The sequence below is a fragment of the Prevotella sp. P4-51 genome (assembly GCF_002251455.1).
GTDB lineage: Bacteria > Bacteroidota > Bacteroidia > Bacteroidales > Bacteroidaceae > Prevotella.
This window is the reverse complement of the sequence record NZ_NPJM01000011.1, coordinates 1-21,340: the sequence shown is the minus strand read 5'-3', so window position 1 is coordinate 21,340 and position 21,340 is coordinate 1. Positions and strand designations below refer to the sequence as shown.

Annotated in this window: 19 protein-coding genes and 1 tRNA gene; 8 read left to right on the top strand and 12 right to left on the bottom strand. The window is 45.8% G+C overall.

Annotated elements, in window-relative coordinates; translation table 11 throughout:
* Positions 1-8: 8 nt before the first annotated feature.
* The gene (locus CIK94_RS01075; protein WP_094420810.1) at positions 9-1,625 is read left to right on the top strand and encodes a RagB/SusD family nutrient uptake outer membrane protein; all 1,617 of its coding nucleotides are present in this window, start codon (positions 9-11) and stop codon (positions 1,623-1,625) included.
* A gap of 89 nt (positions 1,626-1,714) precedes the next feature.
* Here CIK94_RS01075 and CIK94_RS01070 read toward each other — a convergent pair whose 3' ends face one another.
* Genes CIK94_RS01070 through CIK94_RS01060 form a run of 3 tightly spaced genes read right to left on the bottom strand, consistent with a single transcriptional unit; the run spans position 1,715 to position 4,088 of the window.
* A complete protein-coding gene (locus CIK94_RS01070; RefSeq protein ID WP_094420808.1) occupies positions 1,715-2,548 on the bottom strand; it encodes a CPBP family intramembrane glutamic endopeptidase in 834 nt (277 codons plus the stop codon).
* Positions 2,545-3,477 (bottom strand): bifunctional riboflavin kinase/FAD synthetase, encoded by a 933-nt coding sequence (locus tag CIK94_RS01065; RefSeq protein ID WP_094420805.1) that lies wholly within the window; start codon positions 3,475-3,477, stop codon positions 2,545-2,547. The genes CIK94_RS01070 and CIK94_RS01065 overlap by 4 nt, the downstream gene beginning before the upstream one ends.
* Complete coding sequence (locus CIK94_RS01060; RefSeq protein ID WP_371591638.1) at positions 3,474-4,088, bottom strand: HAD family hydrolase; 615 nt, start codon at positions 4,086-4,088, stop codon at positions 3,474-3,476. Before CIK94_RS01060 ends, CIK94_RS01065 begins: the two co-directional genes overlap by 4 nt.
* A 305-nt stretch (positions 4,089-4,393) precedes the next feature.
* On the opposite strand from CIK94_RS01060, the gene CIK94_RS01055 reads away from it, so the two are divergent.
* From CIK94_RS01055 to CIK94_RS01025, 7 genes are all read left to right on the top strand, one after another.
* Positions 4,394-4,467 (top strand) — tRNA-Ile (locus CIK94_RS01055).
* Positions 4,468-5,084: 617 nt separating this feature from the next.
* Positions 5,085-5,399, top strand: a complete 315-nt coding sequence (locus CIK94_RS01050) for a DUF3853 family protein (protein WP_173845650.1) — start codon at positions 5,085-5,087, stop codon at positions 5,397-5,399.
* A gap of 1 nt (position 5,400) precedes the next feature.
* Complete coding sequence (locus tag CIK94_RS01045) at positions 5,401-6,801, top strand: virulence-associated E family protein (protein ID WP_094420801.1); 1,401 nt, start codon at positions 5,401-5,403, stop codon at positions 6,799-6,801.
* 251 nt (positions 6,802-7,052) lie between these two features.
* Positions 7,053-7,757, top strand: a complete 705-nt coding sequence (locus CIK94_RS01040; protein WP_094420799.1) for a hypothetical protein — start codon at positions 7,053-7,055, stop codon at positions 7,755-7,757.
* Positions 7,758-7,990: 233 nt separating this feature from the next.
* Positions 7,991-8,419, top strand: a complete 429-nt coding sequence (mobC, locus tag CIK94_RS01035; protein WP_094420797.1) for a plasmid mobilization relaxosome protein MobC — start codon at positions 7,991-7,993, stop codon at positions 8,417-8,419.
* 14 nt (positions 8,420-8,433) lie between these two features.
* The gene (locus CIK94_RS01030) at positions 8,434-9,612 is read left to right on the top strand and encodes a relaxase/mobilization nuclease domain-containing protein (RefSeq protein ID WP_094420795.1); all 1,179 of its coding nucleotides are present in this window, start codon (positions 8,434-8,436) and stop codon (positions 9,610-9,612) included.
* A 3-nt stretch (positions 9,613-9,615) separates the two neighbouring features.
* Positions 9,616-10,542 carry a hypothetical protein gene (locus CIK94_RS01025; RefSeq protein ID WP_094420793.1) on the top strand — a complete coding sequence of 309 codons (927 nt, stop codon included), beginning with the start codon at positions 9,616-9,618 and terminating at the stop codon, positions 10,540-10,542.
* Positions 10,543-10,683: 141 nt separating this feature from the next.
* Here the strand turns inward: CIK94_RS01025 and CIK94_RS01020 are convergent, their stop codons facing one another.
* The 9 genes from CIK94_RS01020 to CIK94_RS00980 are packed head-to-tail and all read right to left on the bottom strand — an operon-like array spanning position 10,684 to position 21,128.
* The gene (locus tag CIK94_RS01020) at positions 10,684-11,892 is read right to left on the bottom strand and encodes a PDDEXK nuclease domain-containing protein (protein ID WP_216821922.1); all 1,209 of its coding nucleotides are present in this window, start codon (positions 11,890-11,892) and stop codon (positions 10,684-10,686) included.
* A gap of 18 nt (positions 11,893-11,910) precedes the next feature.
* The gene (locus CIK94_RS01015) at positions 11,911-12,432 is read right to left on the bottom strand and encodes a very short patch repair endonuclease (RefSeq protein WP_256388330.1); all 522 of its coding nucleotides are present in this window, start codon (positions 12,430-12,432) and stop codon (positions 11,911-11,913) included.
* Complete coding sequence (locus CIK94_RS01010; RefSeq protein WP_094420789.1) at positions 12,425-14,617, bottom strand: DUF2357 domain-containing protein; 2,193 nt, start codon at positions 14,615-14,617, stop codon at positions 12,425-12,427. The genes CIK94_RS01015 and CIK94_RS01010 overlap by 8 nt, the downstream gene beginning before the upstream one ends.
* A gap of 6 nt (positions 14,618-14,623) precedes the next feature.
* Positions 14,624-16,228, bottom strand: a complete 1,605-nt coding sequence (locus CIK94_RS01005) for an McrB family protein (protein ID WP_094420787.1) — start codon at positions 16,226-16,228, stop codon at positions 14,624-14,626.
* The gene (locus CIK94_RS01000) at positions 16,221-16,943 is read right to left on the bottom strand and encodes a hypothetical protein (protein WP_044079554.1); all 723 of its coding nucleotides are present in this window, start codon (positions 16,941-16,943) and stop codon (positions 16,221-16,223) included. The genes CIK94_RS01005 and CIK94_RS01000 overlap by 8 nt, the downstream gene beginning before the upstream one ends.
* Positions 16,940-18,190: a DNA cytosine methyltransferase gene (locus CIK94_RS00995; RefSeq protein WP_094420785.1), complete on the bottom strand. Its 1,251-nt coding sequence runs from the start codon at positions 18,188-18,190 to the stop codon at positions 16,940-16,942. The genes CIK94_RS01000 and CIK94_RS00995 overlap by 4 nt, the downstream gene beginning before the upstream one ends.
* Before the next feature lie 7 nt (positions 18,191-18,197).
* On the bottom strand, positions 18,198-19,841 hold the full coding sequence (locus CIK94_RS00990) for an ATP-binding protein (protein ID WP_094420783.1): 1,644 nt from the start codon (positions 19,839-19,841) through the stop codon (positions 18,198-18,200).
* Positions 19,828-20,925, bottom strand: a complete 1,098-nt coding sequence (locus tag CIK94_RS00985; protein WP_094420781.1) for a DNA cytosine methyltransferase — start codon at positions 20,923-20,925, stop codon at positions 19,828-19,830. The genes CIK94_RS00990 and CIK94_RS00985 overlap by 14 nt, the downstream gene beginning before the upstream one ends.
* Before the next feature lie 2 nt (positions 20,926-20,927).
* The gene (locus CIK94_RS00980; RefSeq protein WP_044079560.1) at positions 20,928-21,128 is read right to left on the bottom strand and encodes a helix-turn-helix transcriptional regulator; all 201 of its coding nucleotides are present in this window, start codon (positions 21,126-21,128) and stop codon (positions 20,928-20,930) included.
* Positions 21,129-21,340: the final 212 nt, after the last annotated feature.

Genomic DNA, 21,340 nt, shown 5'->3' with positions numbered 1-21,340 from the left:
AAAAGAGCATGAAGACGATTATTAAATACATATTAGCAGTACCGCTAATGCTTTGCTTCAGTAGCTGTCTTGATGAGCATCCCAAAGACCAACTGGACCAGGAGGCAATCTACAATAATGCAGATAATATATACAAAAACGCAGTAGCTTCCCTGTACAACTACATAGGGAGCAATCAGGAGTCTGAAGGGCTTCAAGGAACTTGCCGGGGTATTTACGACTACAATACTTTGACTACCGATGAGGCTATGATTCCGATTCGTGGAGGAGACTGGTATGATGGCGGTTTGTGGGAGAACATGTACCAGCACAAGTGGAATGCCAATGATATTAACTTATATAATGTATGGAAATACCTCTTCAAGGTAATAGTTATATCTAACCAGTCGCTTTCTATCATTGATAGCCATAAGACTCTGCTTTCAGCAGAACAGACAAGAAATTTCACGGCAGAGGTAAGAGCTGTACGAGCCTTGTTCTACTATTATGCGATGGATATGTTCGGCCGTGTTCCTATTGTGGCATCATACGATGTGAAACTGGAGCAAGTGGTGCAAAGCGAAAGAAGCGAGGTATTCAAGTTTATTGTTGACGAGTTGCAGGATGTTGCCCCACAGCTTGCCGACGAGCATTCCAACAAGGAGGGTGACTATTACGGACGTGTGACACGCCCGGTCGTAAACTTCCTGCTTGCAAAACTTGCCTTGAATGCGGAAATATATACGGATGACAATTGGACCGACGGCAAGCGACAGGATGGGAAAAGCATTTACTTCAATGTGAATGGCGAGAAGAAGAACGCTTGGGAAACATGTATCTGGTATTGCGACCAATTAAGGCAAGAAGGCTATGAATTAGAAGGTGATTACGCTTCAAACTTCGCTGTTCACAACGAAAGTTCAAAGGAGAATATTTTTACCATTCCGTTGGACAAGAACCTATATTTGAATGAATATCACTATCTTTTCCGCTCACGCCACTACAAACATGGCGGGGCTTATGGTGGTTCTTCCGAAAACGGAACATGTGCAACAGTCTCAACCGTCAAGGCTTTCGGTTACGGAACGGACCATGTTGACAATAGATTCAAGACAAACTTCTATGCTGACACCGTGCTTGTTGATGGAAAGAAGATATATCTAGACAACGGAAAACCATTGGTGTATATGCCGTTAGAACTGAAGCTGAACCTCAGTGACAGTCCATATAAACAGACGGCAGGTGCCCGTGTGGGCAAATACGAGGTTGACCGAACCGCCTATTCGGACGGACGGCAGGTTGACAACGACATCGTCCTTTTCAGATATGGTGACGCACTGTTGATGGAAGCCGAGGCGAAAGTACGCAATGGCGAGGACGGTTCAAGGGAGCTGAACGCTATAAGAGATCGAGTTGGAATGCCTCATGTGGAAGCTAATTTGGACAACATTTTAAAGGAGCGTCTGCTGGAATTGGTTTGGGAAGGTTGGAGACGTCAAGATCTCATCCGTTTTGGCGAATATACCAAGGCATATGATCAAAGAACTCCATTAGAAAAGGAGTTTACTGGGTTTACAACGGTTTTTCCAATACCACAAAGATGTTTAGATTTAAACAAGAAATTAAAACAGAATTCAAGTTATTAATATAATAGTCATTGATTAAGTAACCTTATATGCCAAGCGGGGTATCGACATCCATCGATACCCCGCTTGGTTTGTGGCTGTTGATGACTTTATGCCTTCTTGAGCCTTACTGCCAACTGGAAGAGGGCAGGGATGAAGAGACAGAGGCTGAAGCCCACGGCCATCCATACGTGCTGCTGGGTGCCGAAGACGTCGATGAGGCGCGCTTCGGGATTGGCGGTCACGAGATTGGTGATGATATATACGGCAGAATTGTTGATGGAGTGCATGATGACGCCGGGCACGATGCTGTCGGTGCGATAGTAGAGCCAGCCGAGCAACAGTCCCATGGGTACCACGTGGAGCATTTGTGCGAGGTTGCCGTGGACGGCGGCGAAGAGCACTGCCGAGATGGCTATAGCCACCCAGTGGTAGCGACGATGGGTGAGGGTGAGCAGGGTGCGGAGGATGGCGCCGCGGAAGACCAGCTCTTCGGCAAGCGGCACGAGCACGCCCAGGACGGCGTAGCTCACGGGTTCGCGCAGCATGGCAGAGAAGGCGCGGAGGGTAGCTTCGGGCATCTGTACGTCGGTCAGCTCTTCGATAAAAGCGAAGGGGATGAGGGTACCCAGAGAGAGGATGACTACCCAGAAGAGCACGGCCCACGGGCGCGACTGCAGGTAGCTGCGTGAGACGGGCGCCCAGCCTCGGCGCACAAAGAGCAGCGAGGCGAGCACGGCATTGATGGCGAAGAAGATACAGAGCGTCTTGCCGTCGGACAGCATGCTGCCGTCGGTCATACGGGTGACAATCTCTGAGGCGTTGAAGCCCTGTGCCAGAAGCGAGCAGATGCCTACCACCTGCATGACCACAATCTGGATGACTATGAATACGAGCAGATAGATACCTACCTGCACTAATCCTTTGGCTATTTTCTTGTTCATATCGTGTGAGTTAAAAGTTGTCGGGCTTGGCGCTCGTCGTCGGCGAGCTGGGCAGTGAGGGCGACCTCGTCGGCAAAGCGGCGTTCGTCGCGCATACGGTGACAGAAGGCCACCTCAAGACTGTGGTCATAGAGGCTGGCGTCGAAATCGAAGATGTAGGTCTCTATGGTGGTGTCGGTGCGGCCGAAGGTGGGGCGGCATCCCACATTGGTCATGGCGGGGAGCCATGCGCCGGTATCGTCGATGCGCACGCGGGTGGCATAGACGCCACGGGCAGGCAGCATCTTGGAGATGTGGGTCATGTCGAGATTGGCGGTGCGGAACCCCATGCGCCGGCCTTCGGCATATCCGCTTACGATGGGGGCTCGGAGCGAGTAGGTGTAACCCAATGCCTGTCGGGCGCTGTCGACATCGCCCTCGGAGAGACATCGCCGTATGAGCGACGAGCTCACCCTCATGCCCTCATGCTCGAAAGGCGTGCCAGCCATCACGTCGATGTCCAGCTGTCGGCCGTAGGTTACGTAGTCGTCGAACCCCTCGGCACGGTTGTGTCCGAAGCGGTTGTCGTAGCCGGTGACGAGTACTCGCGCGTGGACTTGCTCGCGTAGCACCTGGCGCATAAATTCGTAGGCAGAGAGTGCGGCGAGACTGCGGTCGAAGTGGAGCAGTACGCAATAGTCGACGCCTGTGGCTGCGAGCATCTCCAGTTTCTCGTCGGTGGTGCTGAGCAGTTGGGGGATGAAGTCCTGCTGCAGCACCTGGCGCGGATGAGCATCGAAGGTCACCACCGCTGTGGCCAGCTTGCGCTCGGCGGCAATGGCGCGCACGTCGTCGATGAGGTGGCGGTGGCCCAGATGCACGCCGTCGAAGAAGCCTATCGTGGCTACTGTGGGCTGGGGTATGGTGTCGGTATGGGTGATGATTTTCATAAGCGTTGCATCCAGTCGTTGGCCGCAGACTGCAGCAGTGTGTGTATGCCCAAGGACTGGGCTGCGCGGCAGTTGTCGGCATTGTCATCGATAAAGAGCGTCTCGTCGGCCTGTAGACCGGCGTCGGCGAGCACATAGCTGAAGATGGCGGGGTCGGGCTTGGCCAGATGCAGCCGGTAGGAGAGATAGATGCGCTCAAACATGTCGTCGGCACGCCAGGGGCCATAGTTGAAGAGATGGTCGGCGCAGAGTCGCCAGTGCATATCGTTGGTATTGCTGAGTAGGAACAAGCGGTAGTCGCGGCGCAGACTGAGCAGGCGTTGTTTCTTCTCGTCGGCGATGGTGGTGAGCAGCGCGTTCCAGGCTCCGACAATCTCGGCGTCGGTGGCTGGCACAGCGGTGATGCGTCTCACCTCACGGCAGAACTCGGCGGTGGTGGTGTGGCCTATCTCTATGTCGTAAAACAAGTCTTCGGTGCGGTGGAGGCGCACGTAGTCGCTGATGGCGTGGCAGCCGATGGCATCGAAGGCATCGATGCAGCGCTTTCCGTCGAGGTCGACGAGCACGTCGCCCAGGTCGAAGACTATATTCTTAATCCCTGTTAGCATCATTATTATAATATTGTGGTGCAAAATTACTGAAAGTATAGAGCAGAACAAAGCAAGTTACCCTATTTTTTTGCTCGGGCGCACTGTAATTTGTTCAAAATTAACCAAAGTCACTGATTCCGGGCGTCGGCATACCCCTGCCACAGCCCGCGTTGGCTATCATTTTGTCAACCATCGTCTTAATGGTTGATACCAAATGCGGAAAGTAGATGCCCTTTTCAACTTTTTTGCCGAAAAATTTGGTAAATTCCATCCAAAGCAGTATCTTTGCACCCACAAAAGCGAGTACGTATCTACGTATGAGCCCCGGACTTGTAGCTCAGTTGGTTAGAGCAACAGACTCATAATCTGGAGGTCCCAGGTTCAAGCCCTGGCTGGTCCACACTGAAAATCAGTAACTTAGAAGAAATTCAAGTTGCTGATTTTTCGTTTCGGGAAAACAATGGGAAAACACAGCGATTTTGAAAACTCCCTGATTTTTTGATAAACTTGGCATCATATCAGCCCAAGTAAGACATGTAAATAAGGTTTCTCGGAGTATCAAAATCTCGGTGGAAAAACAGTTGGGAAAACAAAATTAAGGCCATCTTTCCCTATCAAGCAGACATAATCACTTGCACATTGGGGTGTTTCCAAAACGGGTATACCTCTATTATAATCCTTCGTTAGATAGGATAAAGTTCGAGCCGCATGACTCATCTTTGAGTTTTGCGGCTCATTTTGTATACCCTGTATCAAATACGCCTGTTAGCCCCTGTTTTCTGCCTTTTACCTTGTCCAATCCTTAAATTGTGTTTCAAAACCATACAAATTAAACTTACTCAGTTTTTGGCGTATAGCACTCATAATTCCTTACTGGATTAAACAGACTACCTTTGCCTTCGAATTCCTCATCACGGGAGTTCAAAGATGGTTCATGAACCGAAAAAGAATGTTTAATCAGAACGTCAGGAAGTACAACTGGCAGACCACAAAAAAGAATTTGGTTTTATGACAAAATTGGTAACAATAGAGCAATTGCTGGAGAAGCCCATCTGCATGATGTCGGGACAAGAGTTCGTTCTGCTACTCCAGAATGCTGAGAAGCAAACGGCAAAGGTACCTGCCGAGGTGGTGCCAGAGAAACATTATGAATATGGTATAGCTGGAATCGCCAAAATCTTCGGGTGTAGCATCCCTACCGCCAATCGCATCAAAAAGAGCGGAGTCATTGATGCAGCCATCACTCAGGTGAACCGAAAGATTACCGTTGATTCCGAACTGGCTCTGAGCCTAGCCAAGGAAGCTGGTACTACCATATCTATTAAGAAGTAATATGGAAAACGATTGGAAAAACAGCCTATCGTTTGACGACAAGGGTAATCTGACGAAGAGCATCAGCAACTACAGGGCCATCTTCACCCACGATGAGAACCTGAGTCAGATCCGCTTCGACACCTTCTGTCAGGACGACATCTCCTTCTCTCCGTTGTTCCTCAATGTCAACGGCAATAAAGTGGATGAGGAGTCGGTAGGAAAGATTCAGGACTATCTGGAGCAAACCTACCAACTCCGCCTGACTCAAAACAAGGTGTTTGAGTTGCTGAAGACAACGGCTTCAGAGCGCAGCTATAATCCCGTCCAGGAATTTATCCGCAAGGAGGAGTGGGATGGTGTGCCGCGTATCGAGACTGCCATCATCGACTACCTAGGTGCCGAAGACACTCCCCTTGTCAGAGAGCAGACTAAGTTGTGGTTCGTGGCTGCCGTGGCTCGTGCCTTCGAGCCTGGTTGCAAGTTCGACAACGTGCTAACTCTGCCCGGGCCACAGGGAATAGGCAAGAGCACGTTCTTCAAGACCATTGGCGACAAATGGTTCAATGACTCTTTCTCCTTCGCAAGTGGAGACAAGGAGAAGGTGGAGACCATCACCAACGGATGGATTATTGAGATTAGCGAACTCAACGGCATGAAGAGGGCCAATGATGCAGAGGCGGCAAAGGCATTCCTAAGTCGTAGGAGCGATTCTATGCGACCCGCCTACGGGCGCAAGGTGGTTGAGTTTCTGCGGCACAATGTCTTTGCTGCCACCACCAACGAGACCAATTTCCTTCAAGGCGACAATGGGAACCGCCGTTGGTGGATAATCACAGTGAATGGCAACGGGCATGTCTCTACGTGGCTACCCCAATTGCAGTCTGTGGTGAACCAGTTATGGGCAGAGGCTTACACCTATTATAAGATGGGTGTCAAACTCTATCTCAGTCCCGAACTGGAAGCAGAGGCAAACGCCGTGCAGCTGAACCATTCAAGCATCCACAATGACCCCATCCTTGACGACATCCGTCTCTATCTGGAGCGCATGGTGCCAAGAGCCTACTCCACTTGGAGCATCCCGATGCGTGCTGCCTATCAGAAAGGGGCATATACCGAATCTACACCCGACAGCAAGCCAGAGGTGCTGCTCAACATGGTTTGTCCTCGACAGATCATAGAAGAGCTGCCCAACGACTTGGTGCGCCGAAATCCTGCCAAGTACACCGCACAGTACATCAACCGACTGATGTCTCTGGTAGATGGGTGGGAACGGAGTGAGCAAGAGAAGGTCAAGGGCTTGCACCCTGCCTACTGCAACAAAACGGGACGAGCAAAGCATCCCTGGGTGAGGATAGGTAATGCTACGCAAGGTATAATAGAAGGGAAAGAAGAAAGCATAGAGCCCGAACTTCCATTCTGACCTCATAGCATTCTACTGTCCCTTTGTCCCAAGAATTTTATCAACAAAGAAAAAACAAGATGCTTAGAAAAAAACAAGAAGTGTTTTCCCAACCGAGGGACAACTTGGGACAAGCCCCAACCCTTCCTCATTTTTGGGTGGTCACTCACTCCAACTGTCTGTTGGTCAAATCCACTGATAGCGAAGCTGGCGACAAGACAACAAACCTTACTTTTTTAAAAGCTATGTCAAATTTTAAAATCTGAAAAACAATGAATAACAATTCCACTTCACTACCTTTAACCAAGGTAAACCTTACGCTCACCTCAGAGGCGGTGGACTTCCTTTCCGAGACAACAAACGGCACAAGCCATTTCGCCATTCTCGGACAACTGATAAAGAACATGTCCATAACACCCAGTTCCACCACCAAACGTGGCAATGTCATCACGCTTGATGTGGGCCAGGTTGAGTGCTCTATCCATTCCTACTGCGCAAAGTTCGGAATCGGGCGCAAGAAGTTTGAGACTATCATGCGCAAGATGGAGCAATACGGAATCATCCGTATGCACCGCTCTCGTCTGGCTACCGTTGCCGACATAACTTGTATAACCTCATGTCTCTTGCCTGATGGCAGTACCATGACTAATGGCATTGATGGTAATCCGGCAGACCATTCCGATGGGCAGCCAGACAACCACGCTGCCACACCCTATGCCAGCAGTCATGTCTATGATGGTAAAGCGGATGCCGCCTCCGTCCTCGGCAGTCAGAGTCTTTCAGACACAGGCCGTCCTTCAGCTCTAGAGTCATCCGTCACTCCCATGGGTAAGCCTGGCACTCCTGACCGCTCCGTGAAACGAGGCTATGCCACAGTCATGCTTTCTGATCTCTTCGCTGGCCAGGAGTGCAGGGAACCTCAGAAACCACAATCCCAAAATGGGAGCATGGTCAAGAATGATGGAGACGTTTTTTAAGGAAGCAAGTTTGTGTTTTTGGTCGCCAAAAACCACGTCAGCCCCTATACGCCCACGTATAGCCGCTTCCTCTGATGCAACGGGCTTTGCCCTGCATGGTGTCAAACTCGCTGATGCTACTTCGCACACCACAGAGCCAGACCGTAAACTTGCTATCCTTAAAAACGTCTTCTTTCCCTACCTTTATATATAGGTATCATTAGATTGTAGAATAAAATTAAAACTGATTGTATATGGAAGAAACCAATAGAAAGAACGGAGGCATCGACACCCGCCGAGTTGGAGGGAGGCCGAAGCTTGCCAGATATGAACGTCGCAACCATCACCACAAGGTGAGCTACAACGACGAGGAAGAGAACATCATCCAGTATAAGGCGGAACAGGCTGGCAAGCCTGATGACGTTTATCTGCACGAGGCAGGGCTGGATGCCGTTGTACAGGCACACATGAGCGATGAGAATATAGAACAACTGAGAGACGTGTGCGGCATGGCAAACAATACCAACCAGATTGCGCATCAAGCCAATGCTGGAGGGGTCGTTTCCGTACGCTTCAAGGCTGAGCAGCTTATCATCTCTTTGACAGAGCTTATCCGCAGAATCCTTCGAGGTGGCGAGTTGTCAGAGCCTATAAGTACAACAGACGACTGTATCACCCATTAACGAAAGGAGCAACTATGATTTGCAAGATAAAACATGGGCAGAACTTCCAGGGATGTCTCGACTACATCACCGGAAAGTACGACAAGGACAAGAAAGCCAAGGTCATCATGCACAGTGAGGGCATCCCGCTCTTGGACAACAAGACTGTTGCCCAAATCTTTGAGGCATACGCCACAAAGGGGAGCAACAATATATGCGAACCTGTGGGACACTATGCTTACTCCTTCCACAAGAAGGACGGCAATAGAGTGACTGATGAACTGATACGTAAAATCGTCCGAGAGCACATGGAACTGATGGGTATTAAGAATACCGAGTTCATCATGACGCGTCACTATGACACCGACCATGACCATGCCCACATGATGTGTTCCATGGTGGATAGAGACGGGCACGTTATCAGCACAGCCTATGAGAAGGAGCGCAATGCGCGTATCTGCAAGTATCTAACAAAGAAGTACGGACTCTACATCTCCGCAGGCAAGATGAACGTCAACAGAGACAAGCTCCGTGGCAGGGAGAAACTGAAATACCTGTTTTACGATAAGGTGATGCGCTGCAAAGCTCAGTCAGCCGACTGGCAACAGTTCGACAAAGTTCTCCGAGCCGAGGGACTGAAGTTGCGTTTCCATTACAACAACGTTAACGGAAAATTGATGGGAATCGCCTTCACTGACGGGAAATACACCTTCAGCGGAAGACAGCTCGACAATGAGTTGAAACTCTCCTCCCTCACAGAGAAGTTCGGTGACCTGAAGCGGATAACTCATGACAATGTGCGTGATTGGTATGAGGATTACAGACAGCAGCTCCACTATATTAATGACTGGCAAGGCTGCAAAGCCATCGACAACGCATACCCTGAATTCGACAAGTTGTTCCCTAATGGAAAACTGCCATCTGGCGGTTATACGTCAACTGACGGTCTGTTGTCGCATCTGTCCTTGGAATATCAGACAGATTTCCAAGAGGAGCATGAAAACTCTAAGGATGGTAAGACCTCCTTTGTCGCTCTTGAATTGTTGTGCGACCTGTTGCTCATGCCATACGTCCAACCACTCTCCATCGGTGGTGGAGGTGGCAGTGGCAACAACCGCGGCTGGCGCGACCTTGACGATGATGACAAGGAGAAGTACCGCTTTCGCTTCAATTACTCACATTCCAATAAACCTCAATTCAAACGTAAACGATAAGCTATGGCTACAAATAAACAAAAAACTCAGAAAGTGGCTGACAATGATGCAGCCGCTCTTGGCTATCTTCGTAAAAGCGACCTGTCCCACAAGGCAGAGATTCAGATGCTCATCACCCTTGCAGAGGCGCATGGTATCAAGATGGCCTACAATGAAAAAGACGGCGAAGTGACTATTGAGCGAGTAGAAGGTTTAGCTCGGCGGCCCGAAGGGGAAAGCCAACCCGTAAAGGAGTCCGCCCAGATGCAACAATCTTTCGCCCAGATGCAGAGAACGCCGAACCAACCGCCTGACCAATCAGGCATTGATTACGTCAGGTTGGGCAATGCCCTGAAAGAGCATGTTGAGAAGGCTCTGCAAAATGCAGTGGAAAGCTCACCCGTCCATATTCAGGCTATCTTCGACACTTCTGTGCATATGAAGAATAACGAGACCTCTATGTCACTTGCCCGTGAGGAATGGGCCAAGTGGGTGAAGGACGTTGGCAGTGAAACTGTATCACGGCTTACCAATGCACCATTCCCAACCAGAATTCCAAAGGGTAAGGCTATAACATTTGGAAAAGATACCGTGTACAAGGTGCCAGAGAACGAACTTGATGTTGCGCCAAGTCCCCCGTCAAAAGAGGCAGAAAAGCAACCCACGAAATATCGCCGTCTGCACCAACTCAGGAGTCACGTCTGGAGTGACATGGTGACCTCATGGTGGAAGTGCTTCGCCTATACTATTGCCCTATGCAGCCTTGTGCTTGCTGCTGCCTCATGGTATAGACAGACCCTGCTTGAAGCAGTAGTCAAGGAGTACTACATCATCAAGCCGGTCTTGAAGCAAGACCGAAAGTATGCCCCTTTCATTCACACGATGGATTCAGTCATCCTCAAAGATGGCATTGACGAAGTGTGTGAGAGGGTATATGGTGAGAAACGTTGAACCTCCTCGCTCAAAAAACCTGATTGGTGGTTTGCCAATCAGGTTTTTCTCTATGGAGAACGAAACCGCATACCTAATTCTGGTATCTGGTTTCTACAATTAGCATGTCATAACCACATTCTTAATTTGCGAATGTGGTTTTTAATCTTCACTTCCTTCTTCATCGCCATCTTTGTTGCCGCTTTCTTCAAATATACGTTGAAGCTCTTCCTTTGGAGGCAGCACCTTTAATAGCTCTGGCTCCATCTCGTCTGCGGTCTTATATGTTGCTACACCCATAGGTTGACGGAAATCCTGCATGATGTACTCTACATATGCTCTATCTGCTTTCTTGCACAGGATAATACCAATAGGTGCTTCTTCTCCCTCGCGACGATCTTCATCGTTGAGAATGCGAAGGTAGCTACTCAACTGGGCAAGGTAAGCAATCTTGAAGTTGCCACGCTTCAACTCGAATACTACTGTACGGCGAAGGTCACGGTTATAGAACAAAAGGTCTATCCAGTGGTCGTGACCCAGTTTGTCAAAGTGTACTTGGTTGCCGATAAATGTAAAACCGCGTCCAAACGTCATAATGAAGTTCTTCACGTTGTGGACGATATTGCTTTCTATGACCCTCTCATCCACTTCTTCGTCGTGCATACCCAGTTCTTCCACATTGATATAGTCAAGCAGATACTCATCCTTGAACATCTGAATGGCACGATAGGCTTGTTTGTAGTCTGGCAGCGTAGCGAGAAAGTTATTCGGCATATTGCCTTGATGATGATAGAGGTCTTGCTGTTTAATGATACCAGGCAACTCGTCTGTGGTGGGTTTGTAGTTGTGACAATAGCGTATATAGAACAGACGTTCGTCCGTATCTTTCGTATTCTCCAATATACGTATATGATGTGTAAAACTAATGCTAAGAAATTCCACTAAAGGGAAGTCTTGCAAATTCGCCAATTGCAATTGGCGAATTATATTCCCCTGACTATCAATAGAGTCATCGTTATCTAGAGATACTGAAGCCTGATTCTCCAATTCGCCAATTGCAATTGGCGAATTGGGTTCTATGACATTCCATGTCTCATAAAACAAGCGCATGTTTTTGAGGCTGGATACGCCGAAGCCCCTTAACCCAGGTAGTTCCTGACGCAAACGGAGACTAATAGTTTCAATTGCACCAGATCCCCATTTTTGGTTGCGTGTATTCTCGGAAATGTATCTTCCTACACCATAATACAGGGCCAACTGTTCCTGATTAACCCCTTTTACAGCCCGTGCCTGACTTTGCAGGATGGCTGTCTTGATGGTCTGTACAGCGACTCTAAGTTCCGATATCATTTGTATCTCTTTGTTACTCATATATTATATAACGTATTATCATGTTACTTTATTTTTGTACGCTGTAGGAACATCCTCCGCTGCCATCATTGGCTCTTCCTCTGGTATCTCATACTGCTTGACAGTCCTGTCTTGCAGAAAAATCTTATTGAGTGTATATGCCAGCGATTCCAATGTATCTTCTCTTTTGACTGGTTTCAACTCGCATTCCCAAATGGTGATAGAATGCCAGCCCATAGCGGCAAGTTCATGTTGAACTTTCAAATCTCGTTCCTTGTTCCGCTTTACTTTGTTGACCCAAAACTCTGTATTGGTTTTTGGAACGGTATAATACTTGCAACCCTCATGCCCATGCCAGAAACAACCATTTACAAAGATACAAGCTCTGTACTTCCGCATCACTATGTCTGGTTTCCCAGGCAGTCGTGGATGGTTTAGCCGATAGCGATAACCATGCGACCACAACCATTTTCGCACCACCATCTCTGGTTTCGTGTCCTTCGACTTGATAGCCGCCATGTTAGCGTGGCGTTGTGGGGATGTTTGGAGTAGTTCATATATTGTCGATAATCACTTGTTCTTTGCAATGCAGGAAAAACTCCTCACGAGTCTTGCAGAATCCTCGATAAGCAGCTCTTGCCATTCCGAACTTAGCAGGTTGTGCAAGTTCTTTCCAATCAGACACATCGAATTTTATGCGTATTGGATATTTCTCATTATCGACATGAGTAAGGTTTGCCTTGACCACTTTATAATAGCCCTCAATGTGTCCACCAGGGATAATGGGCGCAATATAGCGGACTGTTTGAATATCCTTTGTCTCTTCCATTCCCTTACGCCCCATAATAATAGTGCCAGCCTTTCCTTCCAGCACGGCATTCACATCTTCATTCACTTCTGTGTCGAGCGTAAGAATCATATATACGGCATCCTTTGGCTCTTCTGATGTGTAATACAATCCTTTCTGAGGTATGCTATCATCAAGGATTTCAGTTGAAGCTTTGCCAATCAGTGATTCAATGAACTGGACCAACAAGTCACGATTTTCTTTGTCTTTCGGACGCAGTGGGAATGCACCGATGTTCACTTCATCGATGGTCTTGTAGAACTTCGACACTTCGACTTCCGCTTTCTGACCATCACCGGGGAACAAGATATATCCACCGATGACTTCTTTCTTCAGTGCTGCATCTTTGTTCTCTTTGTAATATATGGCATCCCTATATCGGTGCATCTGGTTGATGGCATCTTCCGGTGGGGTGTCCACGCCATTAACACGCCCTTCAATCCTGTATTTTGCATCAAACAGATATGTCATTTTCATATCCTTTTGAAGGTCGTGCTTAGTCAACTGAAGCACGATATCAGGTTTCTGCGCTACGGTTGGAACGACAAGCCTATCCATGCTTATAGTGTCGTTCTCCTTGTCGGTATGCTTGGGGTTGTATACCAATTCAGCCAGTTCTACATCATCCTTCTTGAATAGGATGCGAGAATGTTCTCCCTTGCCCAGTTCCCATGTGAAAGTGCCGTTCATTTCCATACGGTTACGATGGTCAACGTCTTCTGGTTTGATGCCAAGCAGGTCTCTGACAATATGGCTCACTTCTATGAAACACCAAATCTCGTAGAGGGTAGCTATGTCTTTGGATTGCAGACGGTATATGCCATCGTTGAGAGAGTAGGCGCGACGAAGCAGATTCCAAGTTCTGTACACCTGACTGTAACCACTGGCTTTCTGTAAAATGAGACTTTCCTGATTCATGCCCTTGAAACGTCCGACGGTTCGGAAGAATGGATTCCTCTGTAGGTGCGTCAATGTGTCGAGCATCGCTTTCATTTCTTCTTTGAACGGGTCGGACGCGCCTTTGATGGCTTCGATGCGCCTTTTCAGACTCTCATACTTTGCAGCTATTTGACCCAATGCGTGTTTGAGGAAACGGTTTTCCTGGGTGTCATTGCTCTGCACTTGTTGTTCCACCATATATAGGTGTGCGGGTTCCTTTCGGTGCTCGGCCAATTCATTCTCGATGGCGATGGGTATTCTTGTCAGCTTGTCAGCACGCACGTATGTCTCGATGCCGTGAAGTCTATGGCGTGGACGCTCAATGATGCTTTTCACGGCATTCACAAATTTCGTTTGCTCTCCTGCAAAGATGCTCCACCATACAAGTTCGGGCGTTTCGCCTTCTGGGTCAGGTGAAAATCCGTGGAAGGTACGCTTCATGTAGTCGAGTGACAACATGCGGTACTCGCTCTCTATGTCTTCGATTATCTTTCGCCAATGCTCATGATAATTGAGCTTGGTACTCAACACATCGAAGCCAAAGCGAAAGTGGCGTATCTCCGTTCCAACGGTATAGTCAATCAGAATCTCGCTTTTGCCTATGTCGTTGCCGTAGTTGAGGAATCCTGCAAGAATGCCCCTGCGGAAACTGAAGTTCTCATTGTCACCTTGTAGGATGCTACCGAATCGGGCATTACTGACATAGTTCTTGAAGTCCACCCATATTGGGTATTCGGCATTGTCGAAGAATACAGCCGCTTGGGTCTCACCGTTTGCTATTTCTCGGCTGGTGCCGTCCTCATCCAGTCTGACTACAGACGCAACACCATCCGACCATGAGTAAGTGGAGGTCAAGTTTCCCGCTCCCACATTCCTCACAGCCTTGTGCCAAATTGCATCGAACTTGCCGCATTCGATGCTCATTGTGAAGTCTTGGTGTTCTATCGTCAGAAGTTCCATAAGCAATTAACTCCAAAAACTGGTGTAACCAGATGTCAGGCGCCTCTTCATTTCCGTTAGCTTTGCCAAAGATACGGAAACGTATGCTTTCTTACCCTCTCCTTCTTCAAACAAATTCGGGCAGACTGTTACAAGACCCGTTTTAATTGTATTCTCCAGTCCATTAAGAAAACTTGCACTGACCTTTGTCTCGTCACCTTCGATACGCGAGAGAATCTTCATGTTCGTTATCTCGTCCAAGGCGCGAGCTATGACATAGTCCTGAGATAGAGCATTCCCTTTTGAATCCTTGTTATATGGTAGATTATTCACCACATAGAGTAGAACTTCATTTCTTGTACGATATGCAACCTTAAAAGGTGTGCCTTCAAGCTTGTCGTTGATTCCTTGTAGGTAATCAAGAGCAATGTCGCACACATTCTGAAAGTCAAAATATACATCTACGCCTTCAACAAATTCACCTATGAGTTCTGTCTTGCCAAGTTTGCCAATCATTTCGTGGCGGGTGTCAAGACCACCTTTCAGATTGACTTCATTCATTTCGATGGTCATGGCGCGGTCAAGTACCTTTCGTGAGAACGAGAAGGTTGTCTCGTCCATGTTGACGGTTCCGACAACGACAAGATTGGTTGGTATGCTCAGACGTTTTCCGCCTTTCTCCGTCAGATATTGGCTGCGGAGGTTGTCATCATTGGGGAAGAGTTGGTCAATCAGACTCTTGTATTCGTCGGTATTCGAGTAATCTACAATCGGGTCAGTGGTGATGGTGCCATCCTCCTGCCGCTTTCGGCTTTCTATTACGCTGAGATATTCAGCGAAGTATTGCTCCACGGGAGCAAGATTCATTTCATCAAGACAAAGGAAATAGGGAGTCTCGGGGTCTTGGATAGCCTTGACCATGAATTTGAGGAATGGTCCGATGACATAACGTACACCGTCTATCCTGCTGACATAGCCAATCAGTTCTGACGAGTCGTGCCAGTTGGGTTTCACCTGCACCATCTCAAAATTTTTCGGCTTCTGTGCCTTAAACTCTGCGCTACCTTCATCCCAACATGCGCGCGCAAGTTCTCTCACTATACGGCTCTTGCCCGTACCTGATATACCAGCCAGTAAAAGGAACGGTTTAGACTTGATGGCCGTAATGAAAGGGCGATATTGTTCTTTTACATCCTTTATCGCTGGTTCTCTAAAAAGTTCGAATTGAACTTCATTTCTTTTTAATGACAATCTATCATATATTTCTTGGACAGATAGTGATGCAGGCAGATAGAAAAGGTCGTAATGATATCCTTCTCTTTTTCTCAACGCAAAGTAATCGTTACTATTATTCTCTAACGTAAGATGTAACCTTTGCAGGAAAAAGTCTTTAAGATTTAATGTCCCATCATTATTCTGGTAGATTTTGTAATCACCTCTTGCAGGACTAAGGCTAAGACTTGACTTTATAGTCATTCCTTCTCTGCCATTTGAATCAATGTAATGGCACACAATTTCTTCCTTATCTTTCGTAAAATGGAAGAACGATTGAACAACGGCAGAATTGAACTCTATTTGTTTCCCTGCCGAAGGGTTCAAATCATTTGCTCTAAACTTGAATACTCTAATCATAGTGTTCAATGTTACCCCATTGTTCTGCAAGTGCTTCTGCAAAACCCGGGAAGGTTTTACTTCTTAGTTTTCTTCTCTCTTCTGTGGAGATTTTGGTATTAAAAGAATCAGAATACCATTTAGGCAAAGAACGACCACTTGAAAGCACAACACGTGGCCCCTCTTCAACCATATTTGTGGGTTCAAGTAATGGTAAGTTATGTATCCACAAACAAGTTTTCTTGGAAGCATGATCACCAAACCAGAAAGGTTGAACAATCTGGTCAGGTTTCCTATACTCTGTATTCATACAACCTACAGGATTTTCGATTGCCCAATGCTTTATATCCGTTTTTGTGAACTCCATAAAGAATTCTATGGCCTCCTGTTTCATCTTTCTTCTGCCTAGATGATGAGGGTGTTCTCGTCTTTGCTCTATGGGCAAATCCGCATCGTCGGGATGATATAGCCATCTCGCTCCGCTCACGGATAAATATGTGCAAGGTGGGTGGGCAATCATCAAATCCCATGTTTCGCCTTCTGGCAAATAGTATTCCGTACCATTTTCTAACATTCCACCATGATTGGGAATAACTTGCAAGACATCCTGTTTGAAATGCCATTCAGGATGTCCGCCACTACATTCTAATATATCGCAGCTGTATGCGTTATGACCTCTAGCACGAAAGGCTTTGCAAACAGCCTGGCTCTCTTCACATGCTACTAATACATTCATTTTGTTTCATCTAAAAATTTATATAGTGCTGTTGCTATTGCTTTTGCAAAATTCACAGGAACAGCATTTCCAATCATTTTATAATTGTAAGAGGTACTTCCGAGAAATTGATAATCTGTCGGGAAGGTCATGAGACAGGCTGCTTCACGAATAGTTATACTTCTCTGTTGTTCAGGGTCAGGATGGATAAACATGTATCCATCTTTACTCAAATGAGCAACTACGGTATGAGAAGGCTTGTCCCATTCAAGACTTTTATATTTCTGATACAGGGTTTTGTGGCCGGTTTTCTTATAGTAGTAATCAATCATTGCTTGATGACTAATATGGTTCATGTTGTTCTCTACCCATTCTTTGAATATAGCCCTTTCACGAGGCCCATGATTTCTGGCTTCATGTTGAGTTATTTCTGGATTAGGATTCTTCTGATGCGACCTAGTGTAACGTCCTTCTTTTATTGGCTGGGCTAACGGATATAGTGGCGGAAGTTGCCCCAATGCATCTCTCACCGTTAACTTTACCTTTAAATTTTTCTCCTTGTCAATTGCAGCATAAAGATTATCCAAATTCAGTTCTGTATCATTCCGAGTACCAAGAATAATCACTCGTGGACGATGTTGCGGTACATTAAAGTTTGCGGCATCGTACAATGCCGTTGGCATTTCCTCTGGAGTTCGTATCTTATATCCTATTTGAGTAAAGGCATCATAGATCCTTTTACGGACGGGTATACCTCCGGGCTTTGCACTAAGTAGCCCACCCACATTTTCAAAAACAAACAAATCCGGGCGGAATGCATCTACGACCTTGCAAAAACTCTCAAACAAGTAGTTCCGATAATCATTTTGCATGGAATCTTTATCTGTGGCTCTACCATGTATGGAATAGGCCTGACATGGGGGACCACCAATAATCAAATCCACGTGTTGATTTCCTACAAGACCTTTTAAGCCTTCTGTCCTAACTTCATCTGCATTGTGCAAACCATATTTCTGATTAGATTCATCAGACCAAAATCCGTTTATAAGTTCGCCTGTTTTTTGAATGTCAAAAAGAATAACCTTCCTTTTTGAATCATTAATGGACTCACCCCATTTATCCACTAATCGATTCCGCAAAGTATCCACCATAGGCTTTTCCCATTCCACATGGGCAAGAGCATTGAAACGCCCTGTCTGCAGAAAACCTTCAGAAAGTCCTCCACAGCCAGCGAACAAGTCAATGAAAGTATATTTCTTTTTTGCCATATTATCTTTATGCCATATTCAATAAACCCACAATACGAGCTTTTATGTTTTCGTAAGTCGTGTTTAACTTATTTTTAGCAACCCTTGTTAATCTTGAGGTATGAGCAAGAGCGTCTCGAATGGGCTTATATTCGCAAGCATCTTTGAACAAAGTGTTATTTTTCCCTTTACCTTCTTTTCCTTCAACTAAGAAAGCCAAATCATCCATAGAGCAATATGACAAATCAGAGTCATCCTCTCTGATATCAATACTTATATTTGCCTTGTTTTTGGCTTCTTCTGCTCTTTTTTTCCAATCTCCCAAGCGTTTCTCCCAATCATCAGGAAAGGGGATTCCTTTTTCTTGGATGTATTTACGCAACAAATTTTCAGAGAGGAAGCATTCTCCATATGACGCAAAATTGAATTCTGCGTCATCCCTTAACTCATTAAGCCAACTATCAACTTTTTTACGGCTTTCTTTATTGTCTTTTGAAGGTTTAAAGTCCTCTACAACCACATTGAAAAACTCTTGGGACTTTCGCTGTTTTTTTGTTAATCGGGGATTTTCAGAATCTCCATCTTGATTAATCTCAGAACGCCAAATGTCCCAGTCGTTAATAACGGTTTTCAGAAGTCCTTCCAATTCTTTTAGAAAAGAATTAAACTTAGGATCGTCTGGAACGACTCCTTCGCGACTACTTGTGAAACGATCATTCTCGTCATCTAATTCATCAAAATGAATCTGGCCGTATAGATAGCTCTCAACGATTCGAGCCGTAGGGATGTGTCGCAAAACATCTTTTTCCCTTAATCTTCCATTGACATATAAGTCTATACTTATTTTTTCATCTGTACCCCTAATCTTCAAATCCGAAGGGGTTTCAACAGATGCAATGAAACCCTTTATTTGTTGATTGTCAATGGAGATTTTCTTCTTTTTTTTGAATGCCCCATCATTTATGTAGGGATCGTCAATGCCATTTATTATCCATGCAAACTGCGTCTTCCCCTTTATTTGAGACAATTCGTCTAATGTTATAATTTCATCATTAATGAAGATATTGAAGGATGAATCCTTGAGAGAAAAACGAAAATATAATGCCACGAGTTTGCGTATATAGTCAATCCTATTACGGATTCCATCTTTGATGCCATTAAAAATAATAAGTGTACCTCTACTACCCAGAATAGCAGAGTACTTCCTTATCGTTTGTTCTTCAGGGATACCAAGTTTGTAATCAGTGGAGTTTTTATCATCTTTTATAGCATCATCTAACCCAGAATTATCAATAACACCTCCAACAATATCTGAATCCTCATTTTTGGTGAGAACGGTTATTGTTTGAGCACAAGATAATAGAGCAAGCTTCCCGATGCCCTTTCTGCCTATAAAAGGACGACCGCTTTTTGTATGAGACATATTGTCCTTTCGCTTGGAATAGCCAATTTTAAGGAACTTGTTTTGAAAGTCATCTTCATTCATTCCCAATCCATCATCTCGAACAATAAGTTCCTTCTCTTCACGGTCAATAGTAATATATACATTTTGGGCATCCGCATCCCAAGAATTAGATACGGCTTCACCTAATACGGTTATGAAGCTTCTATACAGATTTCTACCTAGATGATTCAGTATGCTTAATGAAATGTTAAAATTATATTCTTTCATAGGGCGTATTTCTTATATGAATTTTGATACTCTCTGCAATCACTTCTCCCAATTTTGGCGGGACTGCATTCCCGATGTATCGAGACGCTTTAGTCAGAGAAATCTCTTGCTCATTGGGAAAGAACTTGTAAGTAGCAGGAAACGTTTGAATCAATGCTGCTTCACGAGCAGATATAGCTCTATTCTGTTCGGGATGGCCAAAGCGACCATTTCCAATACCAGTACATTCGGTTGTCATTGTAGGCGCAGGTTCGTCCCATACCATGCGGCCATATACGCTACCAAAACTTTTGCCACCTTCTTTTTTGTGGCATTCCAACATCAAATCCTCAGGCCAGTCCTTCCAACTACCTCCGTAGGGAGTGGCCAACATTCTTCGCATGTTCAACGGTGAAAGAGTTCTTGCTCTATGCAGAGCATCGGTCGGGCAACACTCACCAGCCTTCAAAGGAGGAAGCTGCCCTATCGTGTCTCTAACAGTAACGTAATTCTCTTTGTAGTGGGTTGGCGGAATCAAGTCAATCATTCCAAGTCGAGATGCCAACAAAACAAGACGTTTTCGAGTCTGTGGTATACCATAATCTGGGCAATACACAACTTGGAAGAACACACTGTAGCCTTCCGTTTCTAAACCCTTAATAAAATCTCCTAAGACCGATTGCAATTTGAAAGAGGCAATTGCAGGTACATTCTCCATTGTAACAATATCCGGATGAACTTCTTTTACCAAACGACCAAATTCGTATAATAAATTGTATTTCTTCTCATCCTTGTTCTTATTTTTGAATGCATATGACGAAAAAGGCTGACATGGAGCACAACCTGCTAAAACTTTTATTGCCTTCTTTGAATATAATGGTGCGATATCCTCTTTTTGAACTTCCCTAATATCTTTGTAAACAAACTTGGCCTCGTTGTTCGTTTCATATGCATATTGGCAAGTCCAATCTAAATCAAAGCCCGTCAGAATCTTGAACCCCTTTGACTTCATGCCATAGCTCAGTCCTCCTATTCCGCAGAACAGGTCAACCACTTCAATCTTTGGAAGTCGGCCTCGTCTCTTTTGTATTTCACTATGAGGCATATCTATTCGGTAATAAGCTCCCTTTTCTCACATCCTATCAAATCTGCTATTTTGGCCAACGTCTGCAAGTCAGGCTGGTGCATGTTGGTACACCACTTACTCACTGTTACGACAGAAACACCCAACTGTTCTGCCAGCCATTTACTCGTCTTCTGGTTCTCGACAAGAACTACTTTAATTCTATTAAGAGGTCTTTCGCTCATCTTTATTTAATTAAAACTGAGTGCAAATATAATAAAATTCAGTTTCTTCGCCAAAGAATAATCGAGAAAAACGGTTTTGAACGGTTGACTATTCCTAAAATTAGTTGACAGAATTGGATGCGATTAACTAATTAGGTTTACTACTTTTATTCAGTTCTCTGTTTTACTTTACAAGTTCTGTTAGTTGAACTGATTTGTTTTACAAGATTTCA